At 62.7% G+C, this 21,298-nt stretch carries 18 protein-coding genes; 10 read left to right on the top strand and 8 right to left on the bottom strand.

Annotated features, from left to right (window positions below):
- Window positions 1–156 precede the first annotated feature (156 nt).
- Window positions 157–1,590, bottom strand: a complete 1,434-nt coding sequence (locus CWE16_RS11935) for a DUF2079 domain-containing protein (RefSeq protein ID WP_131595719.1) — start codon at window positions 1,588–1,590, stop codon at window positions 157–159.
- Window positions 1,590–3,200 carry an ArnT family glycosyltransferase gene (locus tag CWE16_RS11930; RefSeq protein WP_131595708.1) on the bottom strand — a complete coding sequence of 537 codons (1,611 nt, stop codon included), beginning with the start codon at window positions 3,198–3,200 and terminating at the stop codon, window positions 1,590–1,592. The genes CWE16_RS11935 and CWE16_RS11930 overlap by 1 nt, the downstream gene beginning before the upstream one ends.
- Window positions 3,201–3,219: 19 nt before the next feature.
- Between CWE16_RS11930 and CWE16_RS12185 the strand changes: the two genes are divergently transcribed.
- Window positions 3,220–3,357 carry a hypothetical protein gene (locus tag CWE16_RS12185; protein WP_201738003.1) on the top strand — a complete coding sequence of 46 codons (138 nt, stop codon included), beginning with the start codon at window positions 3,220–3,222 and terminating at the stop codon, window positions 3,355–3,357.
- 95 nt (window positions 3,358–3,452) lie between these two features.
- Here CWE16_RS12185 and CWE16_RS11925 read toward each other — a convergent pair whose 3' ends face one another.
- Window positions 3,453–5,081 carry a DUF2079 domain-containing protein gene (locus tag CWE16_RS11925; RefSeq protein WP_131595706.1) on the bottom strand — a complete coding sequence of 543 codons (1,629 nt, stop codon included), beginning with the start codon at window positions 5,079–5,081 and terminating at the stop codon, window positions 3,453–3,455.
- A gap of 237 nt (window positions 5,082–5,318) precedes the next feature.
- Between CWE16_RS11925 and CWE16_RS11920 the strand changes: the two genes are divergently transcribed.
- The 6 genes from CWE16_RS11920 to CWE16_RS11895 all read left to right on the top strand — a co-directional run bounded on the left by CWE16_RS11920 (window position 5,319) and on the right by CWE16_RS11895 (window position 14,944).
- Window positions 5,319–7,037 carry an iron uptake porin gene (locus CWE16_RS11920; protein WP_131595704.1) on the top strand — a complete coding sequence of 573 codons (1,719 nt, stop codon included), beginning with the start codon at window positions 5,319–5,321 and terminating at the stop codon, window positions 7,035–7,037.
- A gap of 216 nt (window positions 7,038–7,253) precedes the next feature.
- Window positions 7,254–8,951 carry an iron uptake porin gene (locus tag CWE16_RS11915; RefSeq protein WP_131595702.1) on the top strand — a complete coding sequence of 566 codons (1,698 nt, stop codon included), beginning with the start codon at window positions 7,254–7,256 and terminating at the stop codon, window positions 8,949–8,951.
- Window positions 8,952–9,167: 216 nt separating this feature from the next.
- Window positions 9,168–10,955: an iron uptake porin gene (locus CWE16_RS11910; RefSeq protein ID WP_131595700.1), complete on the top strand. Its 1,788-nt coding sequence runs from the start codon at window positions 9,168–9,170 to the stop codon at window positions 10,953–10,955.
- Between the two features lie 229 nt (window positions 10,956–11,184).
- Window positions 11,185–12,153, top strand: coding sequence for a cysteine synthase A (gene cysK, locus CWE16_RS11905; protein ID WP_131595698.1), 969 nt, complete (start codon window positions 11,185–11,187; stop codon window positions 12,151–12,153).
- A complete protein-coding gene (locus CWE16_RS11900) occupies window positions 12,150–12,875 on the top strand; it encodes a J domain-containing protein (protein ID WP_131595696.1) in 726 nt (241 codons plus the stop codon). The genes cysK and CWE16_RS11900 overlap by 4 nt, the downstream gene beginning before the upstream one ends.
- On the top strand, window positions 12,875–14,944 hold the full coding sequence (locus CWE16_RS11895) for an ArnT family glycosyltransferase (RefSeq protein ID WP_131595695.1): 2,070 nt from the start codon (window positions 12,875–12,877) through the stop codon (window positions 14,942–14,944). The genes CWE16_RS11900 and CWE16_RS11895 overlap by 1 nt, the downstream gene beginning before the upstream one ends.
- On the opposite strand, the gene ndhO is transcribed toward CWE16_RS11895, so the two are convergent.
- Window positions 14,923–15,150 carry an NAD(P)H-quinone oxidoreductase subunit O gene (gene ndhO / locus CWE16_RS11890; protein WP_131454862.1) on the bottom strand — a complete coding sequence of 76 codons (228 nt, stop codon included), beginning with the start codon at window positions 15,148–15,150 and terminating at the stop codon, window positions 14,923–14,925. The genes CWE16_RS11895 and ndhO overlap by 22 nt on opposite strands.
- 58 nt (window positions 15,151–15,208) lie before the next feature.
- Between ndhO and CWE16_RS11885 the strand changes: the two genes are divergently transcribed.
- On the top strand, window positions 15,209–16,441 hold the full coding sequence (locus tag CWE16_RS11885) for a cation:proton antiporter domain-containing protein (protein WP_131595693.1): 1,233 nt from the start codon (window positions 15,209–15,211) through the stop codon (window positions 16,439–16,441).
- 35 nt (window positions 16,442–16,476) lie between these two features.
- A complete protein-coding gene (locus CWE16_RS11880) occupies window positions 16,477–17,418 on the top strand; it encodes a TIGR01777 family oxidoreductase (RefSeq protein WP_131595691.1) in 942 nt (313 codons plus the stop codon).
- Here CWE16_RS11880 and CWE16_RS11875 read toward each other — a convergent pair.
- The 4 genes from CWE16_RS11875 to CWE16_RS11860 all read right to left on the bottom strand — a co-directional run bounded on the left by CWE16_RS11875 (window position 17,360) and on the right by CWE16_RS11860 (window position 19,739).
- Window positions 17,360–17,629 (bottom strand): hypothetical protein, encoded by a 270-nt coding sequence (locus CWE16_RS11875; protein ID WP_131454859.1) that lies wholly within the window; start codon window positions 17,627–17,629, stop codon window positions 17,360–17,362. The genes CWE16_RS11880 and CWE16_RS11875 overlap by 59 nt on opposite strands.
- Window positions 17,626–18,831: a lipid-A-disaccharide synthase-related protein gene (locus CWE16_RS11870; protein ID WP_131595689.1), complete on the bottom strand. Its 1,206-nt coding sequence runs from the start codon at window positions 18,829–18,831 to the stop codon at window positions 17,626–17,628. Before CWE16_RS11870 ends, CWE16_RS11875 begins: the two co-directional genes overlap by 4 nt.
- Window position 18,832: 1 nt before the next feature.
- Window positions 18,833–19,216, bottom strand: coding sequence for a hypothetical protein (locus CWE16_RS11865; RefSeq protein ID WP_131455195.1), 384 nt, complete (start codon window positions 19,214–19,216; stop codon window positions 18,833–18,835).
- Window positions 19,217–19,301: 85 nt separating this feature from the next.
- Window positions 19,302–19,739: a HesB/IscA family protein gene (locus CWE16_RS11860; protein ID WP_131595687.1), complete on the bottom strand. Its 438-nt coding sequence runs from the start codon at window positions 19,737–19,739 to the stop codon at window positions 19,302–19,304.
- An 84-nt stretch (window positions 19,740–19,823) separates the two neighbouring features.
- Between CWE16_RS11860 and zds the strand changes: the two genes are divergently transcribed.
- Window positions 19,824–21,296 carry a 9,9'-di-cis-zeta-carotene desaturase gene (zds, locus tag CWE16_RS11855; protein WP_131595717.1) on the top strand — a complete coding sequence of 491 codons (1,473 nt, stop codon included), beginning with the start codon at window positions 19,824–19,826 and terminating at the stop codon, window positions 21,294–21,296.
- Window positions 21,297–21,298: the final 2 nt, after the last annotated feature.

The following is a 21,298-nucleotide window of genomic DNA, read 5'->3' as shown; positions in this document are numbered from 1 at the left end:
CACCGGCTGACCAGCCGCACGAAAACTTCGTCTTCCCTGAAGAGGTTCTGCCCCGCGGCAACGCTCTCTGATCACGCTGGCATCGACTGCCACTGCTTCAGTCATCCAGCCCGCCGAAAGGCGGGTTTTTTAATGACCAGCAAGGGATGGGAGGGGTCAAAGCGGCACGTTGCCGTTACGAAAAAGGAACGCTTTCGTGTTATCTCTCTGAATCATTGCTTCCCCCTGCTGGCAGAGGGTCAAGCCGGATGGCCAGCGTTGGCATTGCCATCCAAGAGCGTCCGCCTCATCCAGCAGCCGTTGTTGGCTGCTTCGGTTTGAGCCCCAGCCTGGGTCCTTGGGATGCAGTAACAGCAGAGTCCAGGGGCCGCTCGTTAAGGAGGGATGGCTGCCCTTCTTGACAAAGGCGACGATCGAACGACGGCTGAGCTGGGGGGCCAGGTAGCTGGTGGTCAGCACCGCATCCTGGTCGCTCACGAGTGCCATGGCACTGCGTGCTTCCGGGATCACGGTCATGCGGCTCAGGTAGGGCTCGGTAAAGAACCATGGCTTGGCCAGCGCCAGCCAACAGGCCACAGCCCAGCTGAGGGTCCACGGGAAGGACCGAGGTCGTTCTGGTTGCTCATGCAGCAATCCATCAATGGCGGCCACCACGGCCACCACAGCCAGGGGCAGGCTGTAGTGATGGATCAAGGTTCTGTAGCTGGGGGACGCTGACAGCAGGTTGGTGAGGAGCAGCGGCAGGGCGATCAACAAGGTGGGCAGTGAACGCCGTCTCCATAGCCATAGGCAGGGCAGTGCAAGCAGCAGTAGATACAGGCCCCCTCCCGACCAGTCGATGGTTCCCAGGACCTCCAGGGGTGGGCCGAGGAGATGATTGAACATGCGGCCAGCTGCCTTGGGCCCTTCCCCGTCGCGTAGCCAGGGATAGAGCCAGCGGCTCAGCAGCAGTAGCCAGCCGCTGGAGAGCAGGGCTGCAGTGAGACTCCAGCGCCAGCGGCGATGCCAGGCCTGCTCGAGAGCGATGCCGGCGGTGATCAAGACGAGGCCATCGCGGGCGCCAAGGAGCAGCAGAAGCAGTGCGAACCAGAGGAGCGGTCGCTGATCCCTGGCCGCCCAGATGCTCAGGGCCAGCACAGGCATCACCCATGTTTCAGGATGAAAGTCGAACAGGGCTGCGTTAAAGACCACCGGTTGCAGCCACCACAACAGACAAGCCAGCCAGCAGCGACGCGGCGATAGGCCGGCCTGCTGGCCAAGCATCCAGATCGGTAGGGCGGTGAATGCCAGGGCCATGGCCTGACTGGCCAGCAGCCATTGGGTTGACGGCAGCAGGGCATAGGCAGCCCCGGCGGCATAGAAGAGCCAGGCGCCGTGGTCAGCCATCACATGCACGCCCTCCATGCTGGAGATCGGCGGTAGACCGTTGCCAATCAACCAGGCCCACTGGTCAAACAGGCCCAGGTCGTAGGCATTGCTCTGCAGCCAATGATGGCGAAGGGCCGCCGTCCCCCAGAGGATGAGGCCCACCAGGGCGGCCCCCAGGCTCAGGCTCCAGGGGGGGGCAGATCTGACGGCTCGACGCCCCATCATCGTTGCTCCCCTTGGCAGTACCAGAGCTTCCACTGCGTTCCCGGCTCAGAGGGCGTCGCGTCTTGGATGGCGGGAGCATTGCGCACCGGAAGGCAGCCCGGGCTTGGTTTTTTGCTGACCAACCAGTGCTCAAGAGGCCCTGCGGCCCCAGGCCGTTGCAGTTCCCGTCCGGCATACCAGCCAAGGGATGGACGGGTGGGACCTTTGAGTTCGACGATCGCAGCGGGCGGAAGCTGTTGGATTCGGCTGGCGATCGGCCTTGGATCCCAGCTCTCATTGAGTTCCCATAACCAAAGCTGGCTCTGCCAGAAAGCCAGCAGGGCCAGCCCCCAGCCCAGCAGCAGGATCCCAAGGCCGCGCCTTCTGGCCTGAGGTGACATCTGACGCAGGCCTCCGCCACCGAGGAGCAGTCCTGTGCCAGCGAGGATCAGACTGGCGCTCGCGCTTTCGGGCGCCTGCGGCCATAGGACTGTGATGAGCGCCAGGAGCAGGCTGCCGATGCCGAGCATCTGAATGCCCCAGCCCACCCAGCGTGGCCGTCCTTTTGTCAGCAGAACGCTTAGCCCTTCTCCGCAGAGCAGGGCGATCGGGGGCCAGAGCAAATGGCTGTACCAAGGCAGTTGCGTGCGCAGGGGCAGCACCAGGGCTGCGGAGCCGATCAGTAGTCCCAGTTCCCAGCGACCGCTGCTCTGCTGCCGATGTCTCCAGGCCCAGGCGATTCCGACGGGAAGGAACAACAACCAGGGCCACCCTCCTTCCACCACCTCGGTGATCGGCATCACCCAGGCGCCACGGTTACCCCCGACGACCCCGGCCACCCTGCCGAGCCCCTGGCCGCCCCACATCACGAGCGCATCGGCCCCCCTTTGCAGGCCGTGCCAGCCATGCCAGCTGAGTCCGGGAAGGCACCCCAGGCTCAGCCAAGCTGCTGCCGCAGGCTGCCATGGTCGGCGGTCCCAGGCGCTGATGACGATGGCGATCAGCAGGAAGCCAAGCAGGGCTGGCGGTTTCAACAGCAGCACTCCGCTGCTTCCCAGACCGGCCAGAAGGGCATGCCAGTGCGTATGGCGACTGCTGATCCAGCCCCACCAGAGCAGAAGTGAGCAAGTCACGAGCGTGCCATCGAGCATCGCCAGGCGTCCATGTCTTGCCATCGGCAGAAGGGTCATCAGCACCAGGGCTGCCATCAGGGCACTGCGCTCCCTTTGTTGTTGGGCACCCCGATCTGCTGGTGATGGGTCCAGGGCACGACGCAGCAGATACAGCAAGGGAACGGCAACACTCGCCAGCAGGCACGGCATCAGCCGTATCGCCCATTCCGCCTCTCCGAACTGCTGGAGCATGCCCCCGATCAGCCAATGCAGGCCCGGTGGTTTATTCAGGTAGGCCTCGTCCCATTTGAAGGCCAGGAGCCAGCTGCTCGGGTCTTGACCAGCGCGCGCCAGCGTGGATCGGGCCAGCGTGGAGCGGGCAACAGTGGCCACCAGGCTCTCGTCCCAGTCCCGTAGGGGTAGGTTCCCAAGCCAAGGAAGCCAGAGCACCAGGCTGAGCAGCCAGAGCTGCAGAGGCCGGCACCCCAGAACCCGGAATGTTCCGTTAAGGTTCAAGCGTCAAGAACGCAGTGATGTGAAGGCATCCTCGACCTTTCGAGGTCCGGTTGTCTTCGAAGGCATTGCCGGCGTTCATCAATCCATTCAGGAGGAGGTGTCCATGAGTTCCAGTTCTTTGATTCAGGGTCTGCTGATCGCGGAGAACGCCGGCTGACGGCACCTTCTGACTGATCAATCGGTTCCGCGACAGAGCGGACCCGGCGAGAGCCCCCGATCGGTTTCCGGTCGGGGGCATCGTTTTTTGAATGTTCAACGTCTTGCTCTGGAGCCTGCCCGTGGATCTTGAGGGAGGGGGCGAGCGAGCCAGTCCTTGAGTTGTCGTTCCAGTTCGGGTTGCTCAGGGCCATTGCGCTCGAGGGCAACGATTCCGTCCTTGAATGCCTGCACTCGGTACGAGCGAGTCGGTTCAGCGAGCAGCTTGCGCATCTTGCCCAAGCTGCGCCAGTCGCTGCGAAAGGCCAGGCTGTAGCGCTCTGGAAGCGCGAGATCAATCGCTAGCCACTGCACGGGAACGACCTGGCGGGAACGATCCTGGTAGCTGCTGCTGTCCGGATAGCGCACCACCACGTCGCGTCGTGCCAGCAAGGGGACCAACGGGGTGTTGGCGCTCACGCTTGCATCCGCCGGGATCACGCTCAAGACCTCCCTGGCTGCGTGTCCGTGTCGCCACTGCGCCAGAGGAGTGCTGTACACCCAGGGCTGAACGCTGTCGGGGATCAGAAAGGACAGGCTGCGATGGGGATTGCTGCTGATGGTGAGCAAGAGCGAGAGGGCAAGGGCTGCCCCCCAGGCCAGGCGCGTTCGCGGGCCGGGTGGGGCGACGGACCTGCGCTGCCACCAGAACACCGTGCCCAGGCTGAATCCAGGCACCACAAGGAGCGTGTAGCGGATCGTGATCGACAGGGGGTCGTTGCTGCCCTGGGCTAGAAACAGCCCAAGCAGGCTCGGCCCCGCTATCACCCAGGCATCGAGGCTGATCAGGGGCACAAACAAAAAGGGGAGGGCGTGGCCGAGGAGATAAAGAACCGTCTGCCCAGGAGGGTCGATCAGCTCCTGGAGAAGGGTCAAAGGCTGACCGAGGGCCTGTCGCACCATGCTCAGGCTGCTCGCCCCATCGGCTTTGTCTGCCGTGAGGTATTGGCCGAAGTTCTCGACCATGAAACGCTTGCTGTTGTCGTCGGAGAACAGGGGCATAAGCTGACTGGTCACCACCAGCATCCAGCCGGCGCCCCAGGCGATGAGCGCAAAGGCCAGTGGCCAGCGGACCCTTTCTCGCAGCAGCATCCAGAGCCCCACGGCCACGAGGAGGATGCCGGTGTCTTCCCGGATCAGTGGGATCAGCAGCGCCGCCGTGAGGATCAGCCAGGACCGTCGCTCGAGCAGGCCGAGCATCAGTGCGAACACCGCGAAGGGAAGCTGGCAGAGATCAGTGAAATTCCCCAGGGTTGGTCCCACGAGGGCATTGCCGCAGAAAAAGCCGTAAGTGATCCAGTTGGCGGTGCGGATGGGGAGACCGCTGCTGGCGAGTCTGTGCAGCAGCAGACCGGCAGCAGCGATCAGCGTCACCTGAACCAGGGGTAGAGCTGCAGCGCCAATCAGTGCCAGCAGGGGGGCCCAGAGCAGGAGTGTGGGGGTGAAGTGTTGTCCGAGGCGGGCATAGCCAAGGGCTGGCGCTTCGCCGCCGTGGATCACGTTGGTGGAAAGCTGTGAGGAGAGGGTGCTTTCGAAGGGATGGCCCCGGAGGCTGTTCCAGAGCACCTGTTGGAAGATTCCCTGGTCGTAGCTGGCCAACAGCACGTGGGAGCGCCAGGCTTGAAGCCCAAGGCCGATGACCCAAAAGAGAAGAGCAGCGATCAGCGCTTCGCGCGACAAGCCCATGAACGTTCTGGGCGAGCGCTGGTCTGAACGCACGGAGAGGCCCCTAGGCGGAGTGAACACCGATTCTGGAGCGTTGCCGCCGGGCTGGATTTAGTAACAGCGATAACGCTTTTCCCTCGTTTTGGTTATGGCTGTTACCAGTCGTTGCGCAAGCTGGCACAGGTCAAGTTGGTTATTGGTAGGTAAAGGACGACCTTATTGATTGGCGCACTGCGCTTTTCCTGTGTGAGGAACTCCATGAAACTCTTCCAGCAACTGCTGGTGGCACCTGCTGCCCTGGGCCTTCTGGCTCCTGTGGCTGCGTCTGCCGCTGAGCTGAACATCAACGGTGTGTCTGACTACGCCGCTTCTGGCGAGCAGGTCACCAGCATCTCCCAGTTCTCCGACGTCTACCCGACCGACTGGGCTTACCAGGCTCTCTCCAACCTGATCGAGCGCTACGGCTGCGTCGCCGGTTATCCCAACGGCACCTACCGCGGTCAGCGCGCCATGACCCGCTTCGAGGCGGCTGCTCTGCTGAACGCCTGTCTCGACCGCGTCACTGAAGTGACCGACGAGCTCAAGCGCCTGATGGCCGAGTTCGAGAAGGAACTCGCCATCCTCAAGGGCCGCGTGGACGGTCTCGAGGCCCGTGTGGGTGAGCTGGAGGCGACCCAGTTCTCCACCACCACCAAGCTGAAGGGCAAGACCACCTTCGTGATCGGTGCCAACAGCTTCGGCGGTGACGCCACCGTGGTCGGTCAGTACGGCATCAGCACCAAGAGCGACTCCAGCCCCTTCTCACCGTTCTTCGGGATCGGTAAGAACAAAAAGATGGCCGCTACCGCCAACGAGAACCTTGGCGCTGCTGTCTTCAACTATGACCAGCAACTGGAACTGCTCACCAGCTTCACCGGTAAGGATCTGCTGAAAGCTCGCCTGCGCACAGGCAACTTCCAGAACAGCGCCTTCGGCTTCTCGGCTTCCACTGGGATCGCCAGCCCCTTCGGTGGTACTTACACCACCGCCTCAGGCATGGAAGCAGCCTTTGAGGAAGGCACGACCGGTAATGCGATCATTGTCGATCGTCTCTTCTATCAGTTCCCCCTCGGCAGTGATTTCACCGTCACCGCTGGTGGTCAGGTTCGTCAGGACGACATGCTGGCTGTGTGGCCGAGCGCATACCCGGCTGACACCGTTCTCGACTTCTTCACCTACGCCGGCGCTCCTGGTACCTACAACCTGAACCTCGGTTCCGGTGCTGGTATCTGGTGGCAGAAAGATGCCTTCAGCATCAGTGCCAACTACGTGTCGAGCAACGGCAACACCACTGATCCCACCGAGGGTGGCATCGCAACGGATGCTTCCTCCGGTACTGGAACGGTTCAGATCGCCTACGCCAAGGACAACTGGGGCCTGGCAGCTGCCTACAACTACAGCTCCGAGAACTTCGGAAACATGTACCAGGGCACTGCGACCCCTCTGGCGACGCAGGTTGGCAGCCTCGGCAACACCAACTCTGTGGGTATCAGCGCCTGGTGGACTCCCGAGAACTCCGGTTGGGTTCCCTCCGTTTCCCTTGGTTGGGGTCTGAACTCCACCAGTGGTGCTGATGGCGCAACGCTCTCCGGTTATGAGTTCGACTCAGCCACGACTCAATCCTGGTACGTGGGCCTGCAGTGGGCCGATGTGTTCCTGAAGGGCAACGCGGCCGGTATGGCTGTGGGTCAGCAGGGCTTCGTGACCGCCCTGGACCTCTCCGGCAACGGAACTGGCCTGGGATCATCCTCGCAAGCCGAGGACTCTCTGGTCCGCGACGGACAGTACGCCTGGGAATGGTGGTACATGTTCCAGGTCACCGACAACATCTCGGTCACTCCTGCGATCTTCTACCTGAGCCGTCCTCTTGGTGCGGCCACCCAGAACGAGACGTTCAATCAGTTCGGCGGTCTGGTGAAGACCACCTTCAAGTTCTGATCGGTTTGGATCGATCCGTCAGCTTTCGCGACAGAGGAGATGACCAACGCCCCGGCCATTGGCCGGGGTTTTTTGTTGGTAGACAGATTTTTGACTGACCAGCTGGTCGGCGATCAGATGTCCTCTGTACGCTCGGTTCGCTCGTGATACTGCGTGCTTTTCCCTGCGCACTGCTACCGCGAGCTCCATTTCCCTCAAATTGGTGTGAGGAACTCCATGAAACTCTTCCAGCAACTGCTGGTGGCACCTGCTGCCCTGGGCCTTCTGGCTCCTGTGGCTGCGTCTGCCGCTGAGCTGAACATCAACGGTGTGTCTGACTACGCCGCTTCTGGCGAGCAGGTCACCAGCATCTCCCAGTTCTCCGACGTCTACCCGACCGACTGGGCTTACCAGGCTCTCTCCAACCTGATCGAGCGCTACGGCTGCGTCGCCGGTTATCCCAACGGCACCTACCGCGGTCAGCGCGCCATGACCCGCTTCGAGGCGGCTGCTCTGCTGAACGCCTGTCTCGACCGCGTCACTGAAGTGACCGACGAGCTCAAGCGCCTGATGGCCGAGTTCGAGAAGGAGCTCGCCATCCTCAAGGGCCGCGTGGACGGTCTCGAGGCCCGCGTGGGTGAGCTGGAAGCAACCCAGTTCTCCACCACCACCAAGCTGAAGGGTCAAACCACCTTCGTGATGGGTGCTGTGAACGCTGGCGGCGACAACGGTTACCCCACCAACTCCACGTCCTTCAGCAAGAACGGCACCAAAGGCGGTGCTGACGCCTACAACCGCAACTACGGCGCCTGGGCTTTCAATTACGACCAGCGTCTGGCTTTCAACACCAGCTTCACCGGTAAGGACAAGCTGTATGCCCGTCTGCGTGCCGGCAACTTCCTGGGTGAGAACGCCTTCAACGGCAAGGGCGTGAACCTGACCAAGCTGGACATCGCTGAGAACACCTCCGCGTCCACCAACAACTCGGTGGTGCTCGACCGTCTGTACTACAAGTTCCCGGTCGGTAAGGAGTTCACCGTGATCGCCGGTGCCCTGGCTCGTAACACCGAGTCCCTGGCCCTGTGGCCTTCTGTCTACAACAAGGGTGGCGCCAAGATCCTCGACTGGACCGCTCTGATGGGCACCAGCGGTGTGTACAACAAGGAGACCGGTCAGCTGATCGGTGCTTACTGGAAGCAGAAGGTCAAGAAGGGCTCCAACGCCCTCAGCGTGTCTGTCAACTACGTGGCTGACGACGGCGACGGCAACGAGACCGATCCCACCACGGGCGGTTTCATGACCGACAACTCCCAGGCCAGCTTCCTGGCTCAGCTGGGTTACGGCGGCCCTCAGTGGGGTCTTGCCTTCGCCTACCGCTACGGCCAGTGCGACTCCGGCAACGGCTATCGCCGCGGCACCGAGTTCGCCAAGGCTTCCAACTGGAATAACCAGTGCTGGTACACCGATGCCAACGGTGACACCGTGCGTACTGGCAGCAGTGCCAACAGCTACGCCCTGAACGCCTACTGGCAGCCCAAGAACGCCGGTTGGATCCCCTCCGTCTCCCTGGGCTGGGGCATCAACAACACCACCAGCGACAACAAGCTGGGCGGTTCTGCCATCACCACCCAGAGCTGGATGGCTGGCCTGAAGTGGGATGACGTGTTCCTGAAGGGCAACGACCTGGGCTTCGCTTTCGGTCAGCCCACCTTCGCCACCTCCCTGGAAGGCGGTGATACTCCCTTCGACGGCAACTATGCCTTCGAGCTCTACTACAACTTCCAGGTGACCGACAACATCGCGATCACCCCGGCTGTGTTCTATCTGTCCCGCCCCATGGGTCAGTACACCAGCAACCTGGTGAAGGATGGTTCCGGTTACGACGGTACCTTCAACATCTTCGGTGGCCTGATCCAGACCACCTTCAAGTTCTGATCGTCTCGGATCGATCCGTCAGCTTTCGCGAAAGCGGAGCTGACCAGCACCCCGGCCATTGGCCGGGGTTTTTTGTTGCCAGACAGATTTTCGAACGGCCAGCTGTTCTGCGGCCAATTGCCCTCAGTACGCTGCGACTGTTCGTGAAGGTGTACGCATTTTTATGCGTCACTCCTTTGCGAGCTCCATTTCCCTCAAATTGGTGTGAGGAACTCCATGAAACTCTTCCAGCAACTGCTGGTGGCACCTGCTGCCCTGGGCCTTCTGGCTCCTGTGGCTGCGTCTGCCGCTGAGCTGAACATCAACGGTGTGTCTGACTACGCCGCTTCTGGCGAGCAGGTCACCAGCATCTCCCAGTTCTCCGACGTCTACCCGACCGACTGGGCTTACCAGGCTCTCTCCAACCTGATCGAGCGCTACGGCTGCGTCGCCGGTTATCCCAACGGCACCTACCGCGGTCAGCGCGCCATGACCCGCTTCGAGGCGGCTGCTCTGCTGAACGCCTGTCTCGACCGCGTCACTGAAGTGACCGACGAGCTCAAGCGCCTGATGGCCGAGTTCGAGAAGGAGCTCGCCATCCTCAAGGGCCGCGTGGACGGTCTCGAGGCCCGCGTGGGTGAGCTGGAAGCGACCCAGTTCTCCACCACCACCAAGCTGAAGGGTCAAACCACCTTCGTGACCGGTGCTGTGAACGCTGGCGGCGACGATGCCTCCAAGTACATCCGTTCCTTCGACGTGAACGGCAACACCGTGAAGGTTCAGCGTAAGAACCGCAACACCAAGTTCTCGAAGAGCGGTTTGAACGGCGGTGCCAACGCCTACAACCGTAATTACGGTGCCTGGGCCTTCAACTACGACCAGCGTCTGGCTTTCAACACCAGCTTCACTGGTAAGGACAAGCTGTACGCCCGTCTGCGTGCCGGCAACTTCGTGGGTGAGAACGCCTTCAACGGCCAGGGCGTGAACCTGACCAAGCTGGACATCGCTGAGAACACCTCTGCTGCCACCAACAACTCGGTGGTGCTCGACCGTCTGTACTACAAGTTCCCGGTCGGCAAAGAGTTCACCGTGATCGCTGGTGCCCTGGCTCGTAACACCGAGTCTCTGGCCCTGTGGCCCTCTGTGTACAACAAGGGTGGCGCCAAGATCCTCGACTGGACCGCTCTGATGGGCACCAGCGGTGTGTACAACAAGGAGACCGGTCAGCTGATCGGTGCTTACTGGAAGCAGAAGGTCAAGAAGGGCTCCAACGCCCTCAGCGTGTCTGTCAACTACGTGGCTGACGACGGCGACGGCAACGAGACCGATCCCACCACGGGCGGTTTCATGACCGACAACTCCCAGGCCAGCTTCCTGGCTCAGCTGGGTTACGGCGGCCCTCAGTGGGGTCTTGCCTTCGCCTACCGCTACGGCCAGTGCGACTCCGGCAACGGCTATCGCCGCGGCACCGAGTTCGCCAAGGCTTCCAACTGGAATAACCAGTGCTGGTACACCGATGCCAACGGTGACACCGTGCGTACTGGCAGCAGTGCCAACAGCTACGCCCTGAACGCCTACTGGCAGCCCAAGAACGCCGGTTGGATCCCCTCCGTCTCCCTGGGCTGGGGCATCAACAACACCACCAGCGACAACAAGCTGGGCGGTTCTGCCATCACCACCCAGAGCTGGATGGCTGGCCTGAAGTGGGATGACGTGTTCCTGAAGGGCAACGACCTGGGCTTCGCCTTCGGTCAGCCGACCTTCTCCACGAACAACGATTCCTGCGACAGCACCAAGTACTACTCCAACTCCACCCGTTGCAGCAGCACTCCCTTCGATGGCAACTATGCCTTCGAGCTTTACTACAACTTCCAGGTGACCGACAACATCGCCATCACCCCAGCTGTGTTCTATTTGTCCCGTCCCATGGGTCAGAACACCCGCAACCTGGTTGAGAACGGTCAGGGCTACGACGGTCAGTTCAACATCTTCGGTGGCCTGATCCAGACCACCTTCAAGTTCTGATCGCAATCAGAACGGACGATCGGAGCCCTGCTTCGCTGGGGCTCCGAGTCCATCAATGTTCACACCGTCAAACGTGAGGCACTCCTCACCATTGCCTTGCGATCAGCCCCCGGAACCCCGGGGGCTTTTTTGTGGATCTTCAGGGCATTCCATTCAGCGCCCTGTCGTCCGCTTCGGGGGTTTGATTGGATGGGTGAAGTGTTGGTGTTCAGTACCGCTCCCACCGTCTATGCCGATTGCGCCTGACATCACAGCGCTGGTGGGTCGCACCCCTCTGGTGCGCCTCAATCGGCTACCTGCTGCCCATGGATGCCGCGCTGAGATCCTCGCCAAGCTGGAGAGTTTCAATCCCACCGCCTCGGTGAAAGACCGTATTGCTGGCGCGATGGTGCAGGCGGCTGAGGCAAGCGGCACGATTCATCCTGGTCGCACGGTGCTGGTGGAACCCACCAGCGGTAACACCGGTATTGCCTTGGCGATGGTGGCGGCTGCCCGCGGTTACCGCCTGATCCTCACGATGCCCGACACGATGAGCACGGAGCGGCGCGCCATGCTCCGGGCCTACGGCGCAGAGTTGCAGCTCACACCAGGGAGCGAAGGGATGCAGGGGGCGATCGCCTTGGCGCGAGAGCTGGTGGAGGAGATTCCCGAGGCTTATTTGCTGCAGCAGTTTGACAATCCGGCCAACCCTGCGGTTCATGCCGCCACCACCGCGGAGGAGATCTGGGCCGACACCGACGGTGCCTTGGATGTCTTTGTGGCCGGGGTTGGCACCGGCGGCACCCTCACCGGCTGTGCCCGAGTGCTGCGCGAGCGGCTTCCGCAGCTGCAGGTGGTGGCGGTGGAACCTGCTGGAAGCCCTGTGCTCACGGGAGGTGTTCCAGGCCCCCACCGGATCCAGGGCATCGGTGCTGGCTTTGTACCGCCTGTATTGGACCAGGACCTGATTGATGAGGTGCTCGCGGTCAGTGATGAGGAGGCGATGGCGATGGGTCGCCGTCTCGCCCGGGAGGAGGGTTTGCTCAGCGGTGTCAGTAGCGGGGCTGCGGTGGCAGCCGCTCTGCGGATCGGAGCACGTCAGGAGATGGCTGGCCGCCGCATCGTGGTCATCCTGGCCAGTTTCGGCGAGCGTTACCTGTCCACGCCGATGTTCAGTGCAACGGCCGTGATGCCTGCCAGGCGGGATGGGCACCTATGAGTCGTGCCCCTCAGCTTGATGCCCATGGTGGTGATCCCTATGGGGTGCTGGGGGTCGGGCGCACCGCCAGTGATGCCGAGATCAAGGCTGCCTACAGGCGTCTGGTGAAACAGCATCATCCCGATGCTGGCGGCGATCCCGAGCGGATTCTGGCTCTGAATGCCGCCTGGGAACTGCTGGGGGATGCCGAGAGACGTCGTTCGTTTGACCGGACGTTTGCGCTCATGGCAGGAGGGAGCGATGAGGCGAGCCGGCGGGGGGCTCGCAATGCCCGGGCTGCCCAGGCGGCCCGCCGCTCAAGCGGCCAGGGGGCCCATGCCGATGACGCCCTGGTGCAATGGCTGCAGACCGTATATGCGCCCATTGATCGGCAGTTGGGTCAGGTCATCAATGCCTTTCCTGCTCAACTCCGTGCTTTAGCCGCCGACCCGTACGACGACACACTGATGGAGGCGTTCTGCATCTATCTCCAGCAGAGTCGCCAGCGCATCGACAAAGTCAAGTCGCTGTATCAATCCCTGCCGACGCCAGCGACGGCCCGTGGTTTCGGTTTGAGCGTCTATCACTGTCTGTCTCAGGTGGAGGATGCCCTCAACGAGTTGGATCGCTACACGATGGGTTATGTGGATAACTATCTCCACGACGGGCGCGAGATGTTGCGAGAGGCGAAACGTCGGCGTCAGCGTTTGCAGGAAGAGCGCCGTCGGCTGGAGATCAGCTGATGGGCCCGTGGCTGTTCCGTGCGCTTCTCCTGCTGATCTGGTTGCTTGCCACCGGAATCGACCGGCTTTGGTGGAGGCTGCAGAGCGGGCTCCCCGCTTGGGATCAAGCCGACTATCTCAACAGTGCCCTTGAGCATGGTCGAGCTCTTGGGTTGCTTCCCGGTGGCGGTTGGCGGGGTTGGCAGGCCCTGCTGGATCTCTCCCCAAAGATTCCGCCCCTGGCCTCGCTGGTCAACGGCACGGTAATGGCGGCGGCCGGTGATGCCCCGGCGCAAGCGGCCTGGAGCCTCAGCCTTTGGCACGGCCTGTTGTTGCTGGGCGTCGCCTCCTGGGCCTTGACGTTGCGGCAGGAGCGCCGTGAGGCCAGAGGCTTTGCGCTCCTGGCCAGCTTGCTGGTGGCCGTCACTCCAGCGCTGCTGGAGTTACGCAGCGACTACGTGTTGGAAATGGCTCTCAGTGCCACGGTGGTGTTGGCGCTCTGGCGTCTGAGCTGTTGGTGGCATCCCCAGCGCGGAGGCCGCTGGAACCAAGCGATCGCGGCGGCGCTGGCCTGCACCGTGGCGCTGCTGGTGAAACAGAGTGCGCTGCTCGTGCTGGTCCCCGCCCTCGCCTGGGTCGCCTGGGGGGCTCTCCGTTGTGGTCACGGTCGCCGTTGGCAGTTGTTGATGGGCTTCATCCTGGTGTTGGCGGGAGTGCTGCCCTGGTTGCATCACAACTGGATCACCACCCTCGGTGGCACCAACCGGGCGGTGTTGGAGTCGGCATCCCGAGAGGGGGATCCAGGCCCGCTGACCCTGGCGGGATGGCTCTGGTATCCCAAGCTTCTGCCTGGGCAGATCGGTGTCGTTCTGCTGGCCGTCGGACTGGGAGGACTGCTGCTCTGGTGGTTGCAGCGCACCCGTACCGACGGGGATGACTCCCTGGGCTGGAGGTTTCTGCTCGTCACCCTGTTGGCGGGGTGGATCGTCACAAGCCTCAGTCCCAACAAGGACGACCGTTACATCGCACCGCTGTTGGCTCCCTTGATCCTTCTGCTGACGCGCGGCTGGTGGCAGTGGGGACTCTGGTGGCGTTCGCGTTGGCCTGGATCGTTGCCATGGCTGGCGCCGTTGGCTCTGGTCTCGGGCCTGCTGGCGTGCCTTCCGGCTGGCTGGAGTGCCCAGACGTCTCGTTTGCGCGAGCAGCCGCAGGGCCCTTTGGAGGCCATCGTCCGCCGGGCTGGTGGAGGTGATCCCCAGGCTGCACCTTCCACGCTGATCGTCGTGCCGAGTACCCCTGATCTCAATCAGCACAACGTGAGCTACTACGGCCGTCGCCACGGCGGTCAGCTGGTCGGCCGCCAGCTCGGAGGCCGTCGCAGTGACCTGCAGCCCGTGCTCGATCGCGCCAGCTTGGTGCTGCTCGCTGAGGGCGATCAGGGGTCCGTTCGCAAGAGCGCCAGACGTCTTGATCAGGCGGTGCGCCGCAGTGGTCTGTTCGAGCGGGTGGAGCGCTTCCCAAGACCTCAGGGCGGCAGTTATTCCCTCTGGCGGCGGCGGCCTCAATCACCGCCGCTCCCAGGATTTGAAGAGCGTTTCCCCACGCTTGCTGCGGGCTTGGCGCAAGGGCCTGCCGGCTTGGATCCCCTGTTTCAGGCGGTAGCTCTGGAGCATATGCTCGACGGCCACATGCTCTATCGCGACCGGGTCCGTCGACAGGCGGAGCAAGAACGCCGACGCGATCCCCAGGCGGTTCAGTCCCATTGGAGCCTTGCCCTGCTCGCCCTGCTGGGGAATCGACCAGGCGAAGCGGAACGAGAGTTTGCTGCTCTTCAGGTGCGGCTGCCAGGGAACCCCTGGCCTGCGGCCTATCGGTCTGTGGTGCTCCTGGCGGATTGGGCCCCTTGGAGGGCGAGCGCGGTGGCGGCCGAGGCTCGACATCGGCATGGCCCCCAGCCGTTGTTGGTGGCTCTTGATGACCTTGGGGCCGTGCTGTCTGGGGCCTTCTGGCGCTTGCCCTCTGCCGTTATCTCGGTCCCCCGCGCTGTGCAGGAGGTTGAGCAGCAGCTTCAGCCGCAGGCTTCGAGCTGATCCAGCTTGAGCCACACATCCGGCACTGGACGACGCCAGCGCACTTGGGCGTAGTCCCCTTTCACGAGAAGGATTTCGCCCGGGCCCTCGAAGATGTAGGCAGGGGGCAATGGATCGCTGGCTGCAGCTTCGGTGCTGCCGGCGTAGGCCTGGCGGTTGACCCGCACCAGGGTGCCTTTTTTGAGGGCGGGGGCTGTCTCGGCCATCACGGGAATTGTGCTGTGAAGCAGGCTAGAACCATCCGATCGTCGCGTTGTCTCCCGCTTGGCCCATCAACTGGCGGTGTATCTGCTTGCTTTCGGTGGCTTGCTGCTGGTGGCGGTGCTTCTGGATGATCTGGCAGCTCGGATCCGAGTGCCGGGCATCTTGATGGTGCTTCTGCTCGGGCTGTTGATCGACAACAAGCTGGAAGTCTCCTCAGGCACAGCTTCCCTGCTCAGCCTGAGTCATGCCGAGCAGATCACTCAGATGGCTCTGGTGCTGGTGCTGTTCTTTGGGGGGCTGACCACCAACTGGGCTGAGGTCAGGGCTGTGATTCGCCCTGCGGCGAGGCTTGCCACCTTGGGGGTTCTCCTGACCTCAGTGCTGATCGCACTGGTGATCCTTGGTTTCGGGTCCCTTGACCCCGATGGCTCCATGGCAGCTCTGTTGCCCAAGGCCCTGTTCGTGGGCGCCATGGTCGGGAGTACCGACGCTTCGGCCGTGCTGGCACTGCTCCGCCCCCTAGCGGGTCAGCTGCCCCAGCCTTTGATGGATCTGATTGAAACCGAATCCGGGTTCAATGACCCGATGGCTGTTGTCCTGGCAGGGGTGGCGCTTGCCCTTGCCGGTGGCGAGGGGGTCGCCGCTGCTGATCTGGTGATTGATGTGGTTCGCCAGTTCCTTCTCGGCATCCTGCTGGGCTTTCTTGGCGGCAGCGTCACCGTGCAGCTGCTGGGCAGTCGCACCAGCCTGAACCACAACACCATGCTTCCCCTGGTGAGCCTGGCTCTCTTGATGGTGCTCAGTGGCGGTGCGGCGTTGATGGGCGGGAGCCCCCTGCTCGCGGCTTATGTGGCCGGTCTGGTGCTCGGCAATGGCCCCAGCCTCGATCAGGCCGTCCTTGAGGAGGCCCATGCCAGTTTCGCCAAGATGGCAGAGCTCGTGCTGTTTCTTTGCATGGGCCTTGTGGTGGAACCTCAAAACGTCGTTTTTGCAGCGGGTTGGGGATTGCTCCTCTTCCTCGTGATGCAGCTGGTGCGACTGCTGATCGTTCAGGCCCTGCTCCTGCGGACGCCCTTTCGCCCTGCTGAGCGAATGTTCGTCTGTTGGGCAGGCTTGCGGGGGGCGGTGCCGATTGCTCTGGCGATTGATGCCTGGGCTTCCGGAGTGCCCTGGGGACGCGAGATGCCACCGCTTGCCCTGGCGGTGGTTCTGTTCGGATTGTTCATTCAGGGGTTCGCATTAGTGCCCCTCGCCCGTCGCATGAAGATCACGCTTCCCGTTAGCGGTCCCTAGGCCCTTAGCCTTCAGAGCCTCGCCAATCAAGCTCCATGCGCCTGCTGCTGCTCGGTTGCACCGGTCTGGTGGGCCGCGAACTGATCCCCATGCTTCTTCAGCAGGGGCACGAGCTCACGGTCGTCAGCCGTCGTCCGGAGGCGGTCAGGATGGAGCTTGGGGCGGCTGAGGTCACCTGGGTGGGGGTGGATCCGGCCCAGTCATCCAGCTGGGAGAAGGCCGGAGCGTTGCATGCAGCGTTGGAGGCAGCTGAAGGCGTTGTGAATCTGGCTGGGGAGCCGATTGCCGAGCAGCGCTGGACTCCCGAGCATCTGAAGCGGCTCTTCGATAGCCGCATCGCCACCACGGAGCATCTGGTGCAGGCGATGGCGGGCCTGGAGCAGCCTCCCTCCGTTTTGGTGAATGCCTCGGCCGTCGGTTTTTACGGCACCAGTGAAACCGCCTCCTTCGTGGAATCCAGTGCAGGTGGAGATGATGTCCTTGGTCGGCTCTGTCAGGCCTGGGAGGCCGCCGCAGCGCAAAAGCCCTTGGCCACCAGACTGGTGGTGGTGCGGATCGGCATCGTCTTGGCCGGCGATGGCGGAGCACTGGGCAAGATGCTGCCGGTGTTCCGGGCTGGCTTCGGTGGTCCGATCGGCACCGGCCGTCAGTGGATGAGCTGGATTCATCGCACTGACCTCTGTCGTCTGATTCAGACCGCCCTGGAGACGCCGGCCTGGTCAGGGGTGGTGAATGGCGTCGCTCCTAAACCAGTGAGCATGGGGGAGTTCGCCTCCACGCTCGGTCGCTGTTTGGGGCGTCCCAGCCTGCTGCCAGTTCCTGGACCGGTGCTCCATCTGCTGCTGGGTGATGGGGCTCGTGTGGTGTTGGACGGCCAGCAGGTGCGTTCCGAGCGGCTTGAGCCACTGGGCTTCCGGTTCAGCCATCCTGATCTGATCGAGGCCCTCGCCTCTGCCACCAAGACCAGCCGCCGCTGATGAGGGCTGCGCTGATCAGCAGGCCGATGGCCGGTGTAAACAAGGGCTCCCAGAGTTCCTGAAACAGTCGCAGGGGTTGTTCCACCCCCTGACTGCTCGCCAGAACGGCCGCTGCAAACCAGAACGCGCCTGCAAGAACGAGAAACACATTCAGCACCAGCAGCCGGTCCAGCCAGCGCTTCCAGAGCGGTTCCTGCGGATTCGCGTTCATGTCGAAAGGGGCTCTTGGCAGAGGTGGAGCTGATCATCGATCGCCTGGGCGATCCTGGTGCCGCCGCCAATCGTCCCAAGGCGGATGCGGGCTTCGGTTCGGCACTGCTCCTGTAGCTGAGGATCCGAGGCACTGCGCTCCAGTAGCTCTAGAGCGAGCTGCGCTGTCGCGCTCAGGGTCTCAGGGCTGCCGATGGGACCCTCAGCGCAGAAGACGGTGGGGCCGAGCAAGCGCCGCTGGGCCTCGGCAAAGCTGGCCGTGAACTGGGGGCCTTGCCCTGCCAGCTGCAGCACAGGTTTGGCCAGGCCCACCGCCTGCTCTGCGGCGGTTCCAGCCATGCAGAGAAGCAGATTCGAGCTCTGCAAGACGGCACCGAAACAGCCGCGCCGCAGGGTGATCCTGCGGCCTCCTTGCACCAGCTCTCCGCTGACGTTCATCTGCCAGCCCCGTTGGCTCACCAACGCGGCCAATTCAGGGTCGGGAAAGCTGTTGACCAGGGCCAGGTCAAGGGCCAGTTCGCCGCTGCTGATCAGCGGCTCCGGCAGCCTCTCCACCACTTGAAGCAGCAGCATGAGATTCTGTTCCAGTTCCGGGCGCCGGCTTCCTGGAAGCAGGCCAAGACGCCGCCTGCAGGAGGGAAGCGGTTCCTGGAGCTTCAGGACAGGATCCATGAAGGGGTTGCCAAGGAAGCGCACCGGCCGTCCCAGCTGCTTGCTCAGATCATCGGCGCTGCGTTGGTCCCGGCTGAAGACCAGGCGTGACTGACGGCCTGAGAGGCAGCTGCCGCAGGGCCAGGGCAAGCGCAGCACCCCCTCATAGTGACTGGAGTAGGCCACGAGATAGGTGGCGACCGGCCTTCGGCAGAGCCAGGCGCCTATCACCGGAATCACATCACCCACCACCACCACCAGGTCGTAGCGATGGGCGACCTTCAGGAGCCTCACCAGGCCACCGAGCAGGTGGAGCACCTGACCCTGCACGAGTTCCGTCAGCCTGCCGCGCAGGCTTGTGTAGCCCAGTCCACCTGTACTGAATTCTCGGGTGCGCAGGATCAGTGGCAGTCCTGCCTCTCGGTAGGGGTGGCCGTTCCCCACCAAAGGCAGGGCGTCCACCTGATGGCCGAGTCGCTGGAGGGCAAGGCCAAGCAGGGCACCAGAGAGATCTTCGCCATGGCCATTGCTCAGCAGCAGCAGGCGCGACACCTCAGAGCTCCAACCAGGCCTTCACCTTGGTGAGGGCGGGCCAGCCGGGCTTGCGGGCCAGGCCATCGGCGATCGAGGCTTTGAGCTCGTCTCCCACCTCCGGAGCCATCGCCAGCACCTGTTGCACCATCTGGATGTGATCGCGCACCCCTTTGGCTTCGGTTTCCAGCATGGCCAGAGAAAGGTTGATCCTGGCTTGAGGGTCTTGGGGGTTGAGTTTCACCGCTGTGCGGGCCGAACGCAGGGCTTCTTCCCCCTGATCACAGAGCAGTTGGAGCCAGGCCAGGCAGGTCCAGCCTGCCGATTGCCTGGGGGCCGCGTTCGTGATCGCGATGAAGTCATCCAGCAGTTCTGAGGCCTCTGCGCCGCTCTGATAACGGCCCATCGCCTGTTCAAACAGGCTTTCCTCGTTGATCGCGTTCACCGTTCAGGTTGTTCCTGCAGTGCTCTCAGATTCCCATGCAGCGGACTCAAACGGCGAAGGAGCTGCCGCAGCCACAGGTCTGAGTGGCATTGGGGTTGGTGAAGTTGAAGCCACCACCGATGAGGGCGGTACTGAAATCCAGCTGCATTCCATAGATGTAGAGCAGGCTCTTGGGATCACAGATCACTTGGAAGCTGGCGCCATCTGGGGAGCAGTAGTCGTAGATCTCATCGCTCTCCTCGATCTCGCTCGCCGGCACAAAATCCATCGTGTAGCTCATGCCGCTGCAGCCACCGGAACGCACCCCGACCCGCAGGACACGATCCTCTCCCTGTTCGCGGCAGAGCTTGGCGAGCTGCTGCATGGCCGTGGCTGTGATCAGGATCCCCTTGCCGTCCTTCCCGGTGTGGGGCGCCGTGCCGTCAGTCGTGCCGTCAGCCGTGTTGGTCGTGGCAGCGTTGAGAGGGGATGCGGTCACGGGCATGGGTTCAGACCTGCCCTCACTGTATGGATCCCCGCTGCGTCCTGCCGATTCATAGAGTCGTCTTGTTGTTGGCGGATGCTGCCGGTGCGGGTCGCGATCGTGGGCGCTGGGTTGGCTGGTCTGGCCGCCGCCGTGGATCTGGTGGATGCCGGGCACGAGGTGAACCTCTATGAGGCGCGGCCATTTTTTGGCGGCAAGGTGGGTAGCTGGGAAGACGACCAGGGCAACCACATCGAGATGGGGTTGCATGTGTTTTTCTTCAACTACGCCAACCTGTTTGCGCTGATGCGCAAGGTTGGAGCGATCGAGAATCTGTTGCCCAAGGATCACACCCACTTGTTCGTGAACTTGGGTGGTGACCTGCGCGAGCTCGACTTTCGCTTTCCGATTGGTGCCCCCTTCAACGGCTTAAAGGCCTTTTTCACCACCCCCCAGCTCAGTTGGATCGATAAGTTGCGCAATGCCCTGGCCCTGGGCACCAGTCCGATCGTGAGGGGGCTGGTGGATTACGAGGGGGCCATGCGGACGATCCGGGCCCTGGATTCCGTCAGTTTTCAGGACTGGTTCGTCGGTCACGGTGGCAGCCCTGAGAGCATCCGCAGGATGTGGAATCCGATTGCCTATGCCCTCGGATTTATCGATTGTGAGGCGATCTCTGCGCGCTGCATGCTCACCATTTTCATGATGTTTGCGGCGAAGACGGAAGCCTCGAAGCTCAATCTGCTTAAAGGATCACCCCATCGCTGGCTCACAGGGCCAATCTTGGATTACATCAACGCCCGTGGGGGGCAGCTGCATCTGCGCCACCGGGTGAAGCAGGTGCATTGCAACGCTGCCGATACGCCGGAGGTGAGTGGCCTAACCCTTGGCACCCCTGAAGGAGACATCCATGTGGAAGCCGATGCTTATCTGGCCGCATGCGACGTGCCTGGCATTCAGCGTCTGCTGCCTGAAGACTGGCGTCGGTTCCCGCAATTCGACGCGATCCACAGGCTGGAGGCCGTTCCGGTGGCGACTGTCCAGCTCCGCTACGACGGCTGGGTGACCGAACTCGGGGATCAGCAGGGGCAGGACCAGCGTCGCCGCGATTGCTCGAAGCCCGCTGGACTCAACAACCTGCTCTATACCGCTGATGCGGATTTCAGTTGCTTTGCGGATCTGGCCCTCGCCAGTCCAGAGGACTACCGCAAAGAGGGCCAGGGCTCACTGCTGCAGTGCGTGCTGACGCCTGGCGATCCCTGGATTCCGAAGTCAGTGGATGAGATCGTCGCCCATACCGATGCGCAGGTGCGCGCTCTGTTCCCCTCTGCCAAGGAGCTCACACTCACCTGGAGCAACGTGGTGAAGCTGGCCCAGTCGCTCTACAGGGAGGCACCAGGGATGGAGCCCTACCGCCCTGATCAGCGCACACCCGTGAGCAACTTCTTCCTGGCAGGGAGCTACACACGGCAGGACTACATCGACTCGATGGAGGGGGCGACGATGAGCGGACATCTTGCCGCTGCTGCGATTCTCGACAGACCTGCGGCACTGGCCACCAACACGGCAGTGGCTTAAAC

This window comes from Synechococcus sp. BS55D, from assembly GCF_004332415.1.
Classification (GTDB): Bacteria; Cyanobacteriota; Cyanobacteriia; order PCC-6307; family Cyanobiaceae; genus Synechococcus_C.
Note: the sequence above shows the minus strand (reverse complement) of the source record. Positions and strands in the feature narration are given on the sequence as shown.

Excerpts from the sequence above, each read along its gene's own strand:
- CWE16_RS11935 (WP_131595719.1), bottom strand. The coding sequence starts at position 1,590 with ATGGGGCGTCGAGCCGTCAGATCTGCCCCCCCCTGGAGCCTGAGCCTG.
- CWE16_RS11925 (WP_131595706.1), bottom strand. The coding sequence starts at position 5,081 with ATGGGCTTGTCGCGCGAAGCGCTGATCGCTGCTCTTCTCTTTTGGGTC.
- CWE16_RS11920 (WP_131595704.1), top strand. The coding sequence starts at position 5,319 with ATGAAACTCTTCCAGCAACTGCTGGTGGCACCTGCTGCCCTGGGCCTT.
- CWE16_RS11915 (WP_131595702.1), top strand. The coding sequence starts at position 7,254 with ATGAAACTCTTCCAGCAACTGCTGGTGGCACCTGCTGCCCTGGGCCTT.
- CWE16_RS11910 (WP_131595700.1), top strand. The coding sequence starts at position 9,168 with ATGAAACTCTTCCAGCAACTGCTGGTGGCACCTGCTGCCCTGGGCCTT.
- cysK (WP_131595698.1), top strand. The coding sequence starts at position 11,185 with ATGCCGATTGCGCCTGACATCACAGCGCTGGTGGGTCGCACCCCTCTG.
- CWE16_RS11900 (WP_131595696.1), top strand. The coding sequence starts at position 12,150 with ATGAGTCGTGCCCCTCAGCTTGATGCCCATGGTGGTGATCCCTATGGG.
- CWE16_RS11895 (WP_131595695.1), top strand. The coding sequence starts at position 12,875 with ATGGGCCCGTGGCTGTTCCGTGCGCTTCTCCTGCTGATCTGGTTGCTT.
- ndhO (WP_131454862.1), bottom strand. The coding sequence starts at position 15,150 with ATGGCCGAGACAGCCCCCGCCCTCAAAAAAGGCACCCTGGTGCGGGTC.
- CWE16_RS11880 (WP_131595691.1), top strand. The coding sequence starts at position 16,477 with ATGCGCCTGCTGCTGCTCGGTTGCACCGGTCTGGTGGGCCGCGAACTG.
- CWE16_RS11875 (WP_131454859.1), bottom strand. The coding sequence starts at position 17,629 with ATGAACGCGAATCCGCAGGAACCGCTCTGGAAGCGCTGGCTGGACCGG.
- CWE16_RS11865 (WP_131455195.1), bottom strand. The coding sequence starts at position 19,216 with ATGGGCCGTTATCAGAGCGGCGCAGAGGCCTCAGAACTGCTGGATGAC.
- CWE16_RS11860 (WP_131595687.1), bottom strand. The coding sequence starts at position 19,739 with ATGCCCGTGACCGCATCCCCTCTCAACGCTGCCACGACCAACACGGCT.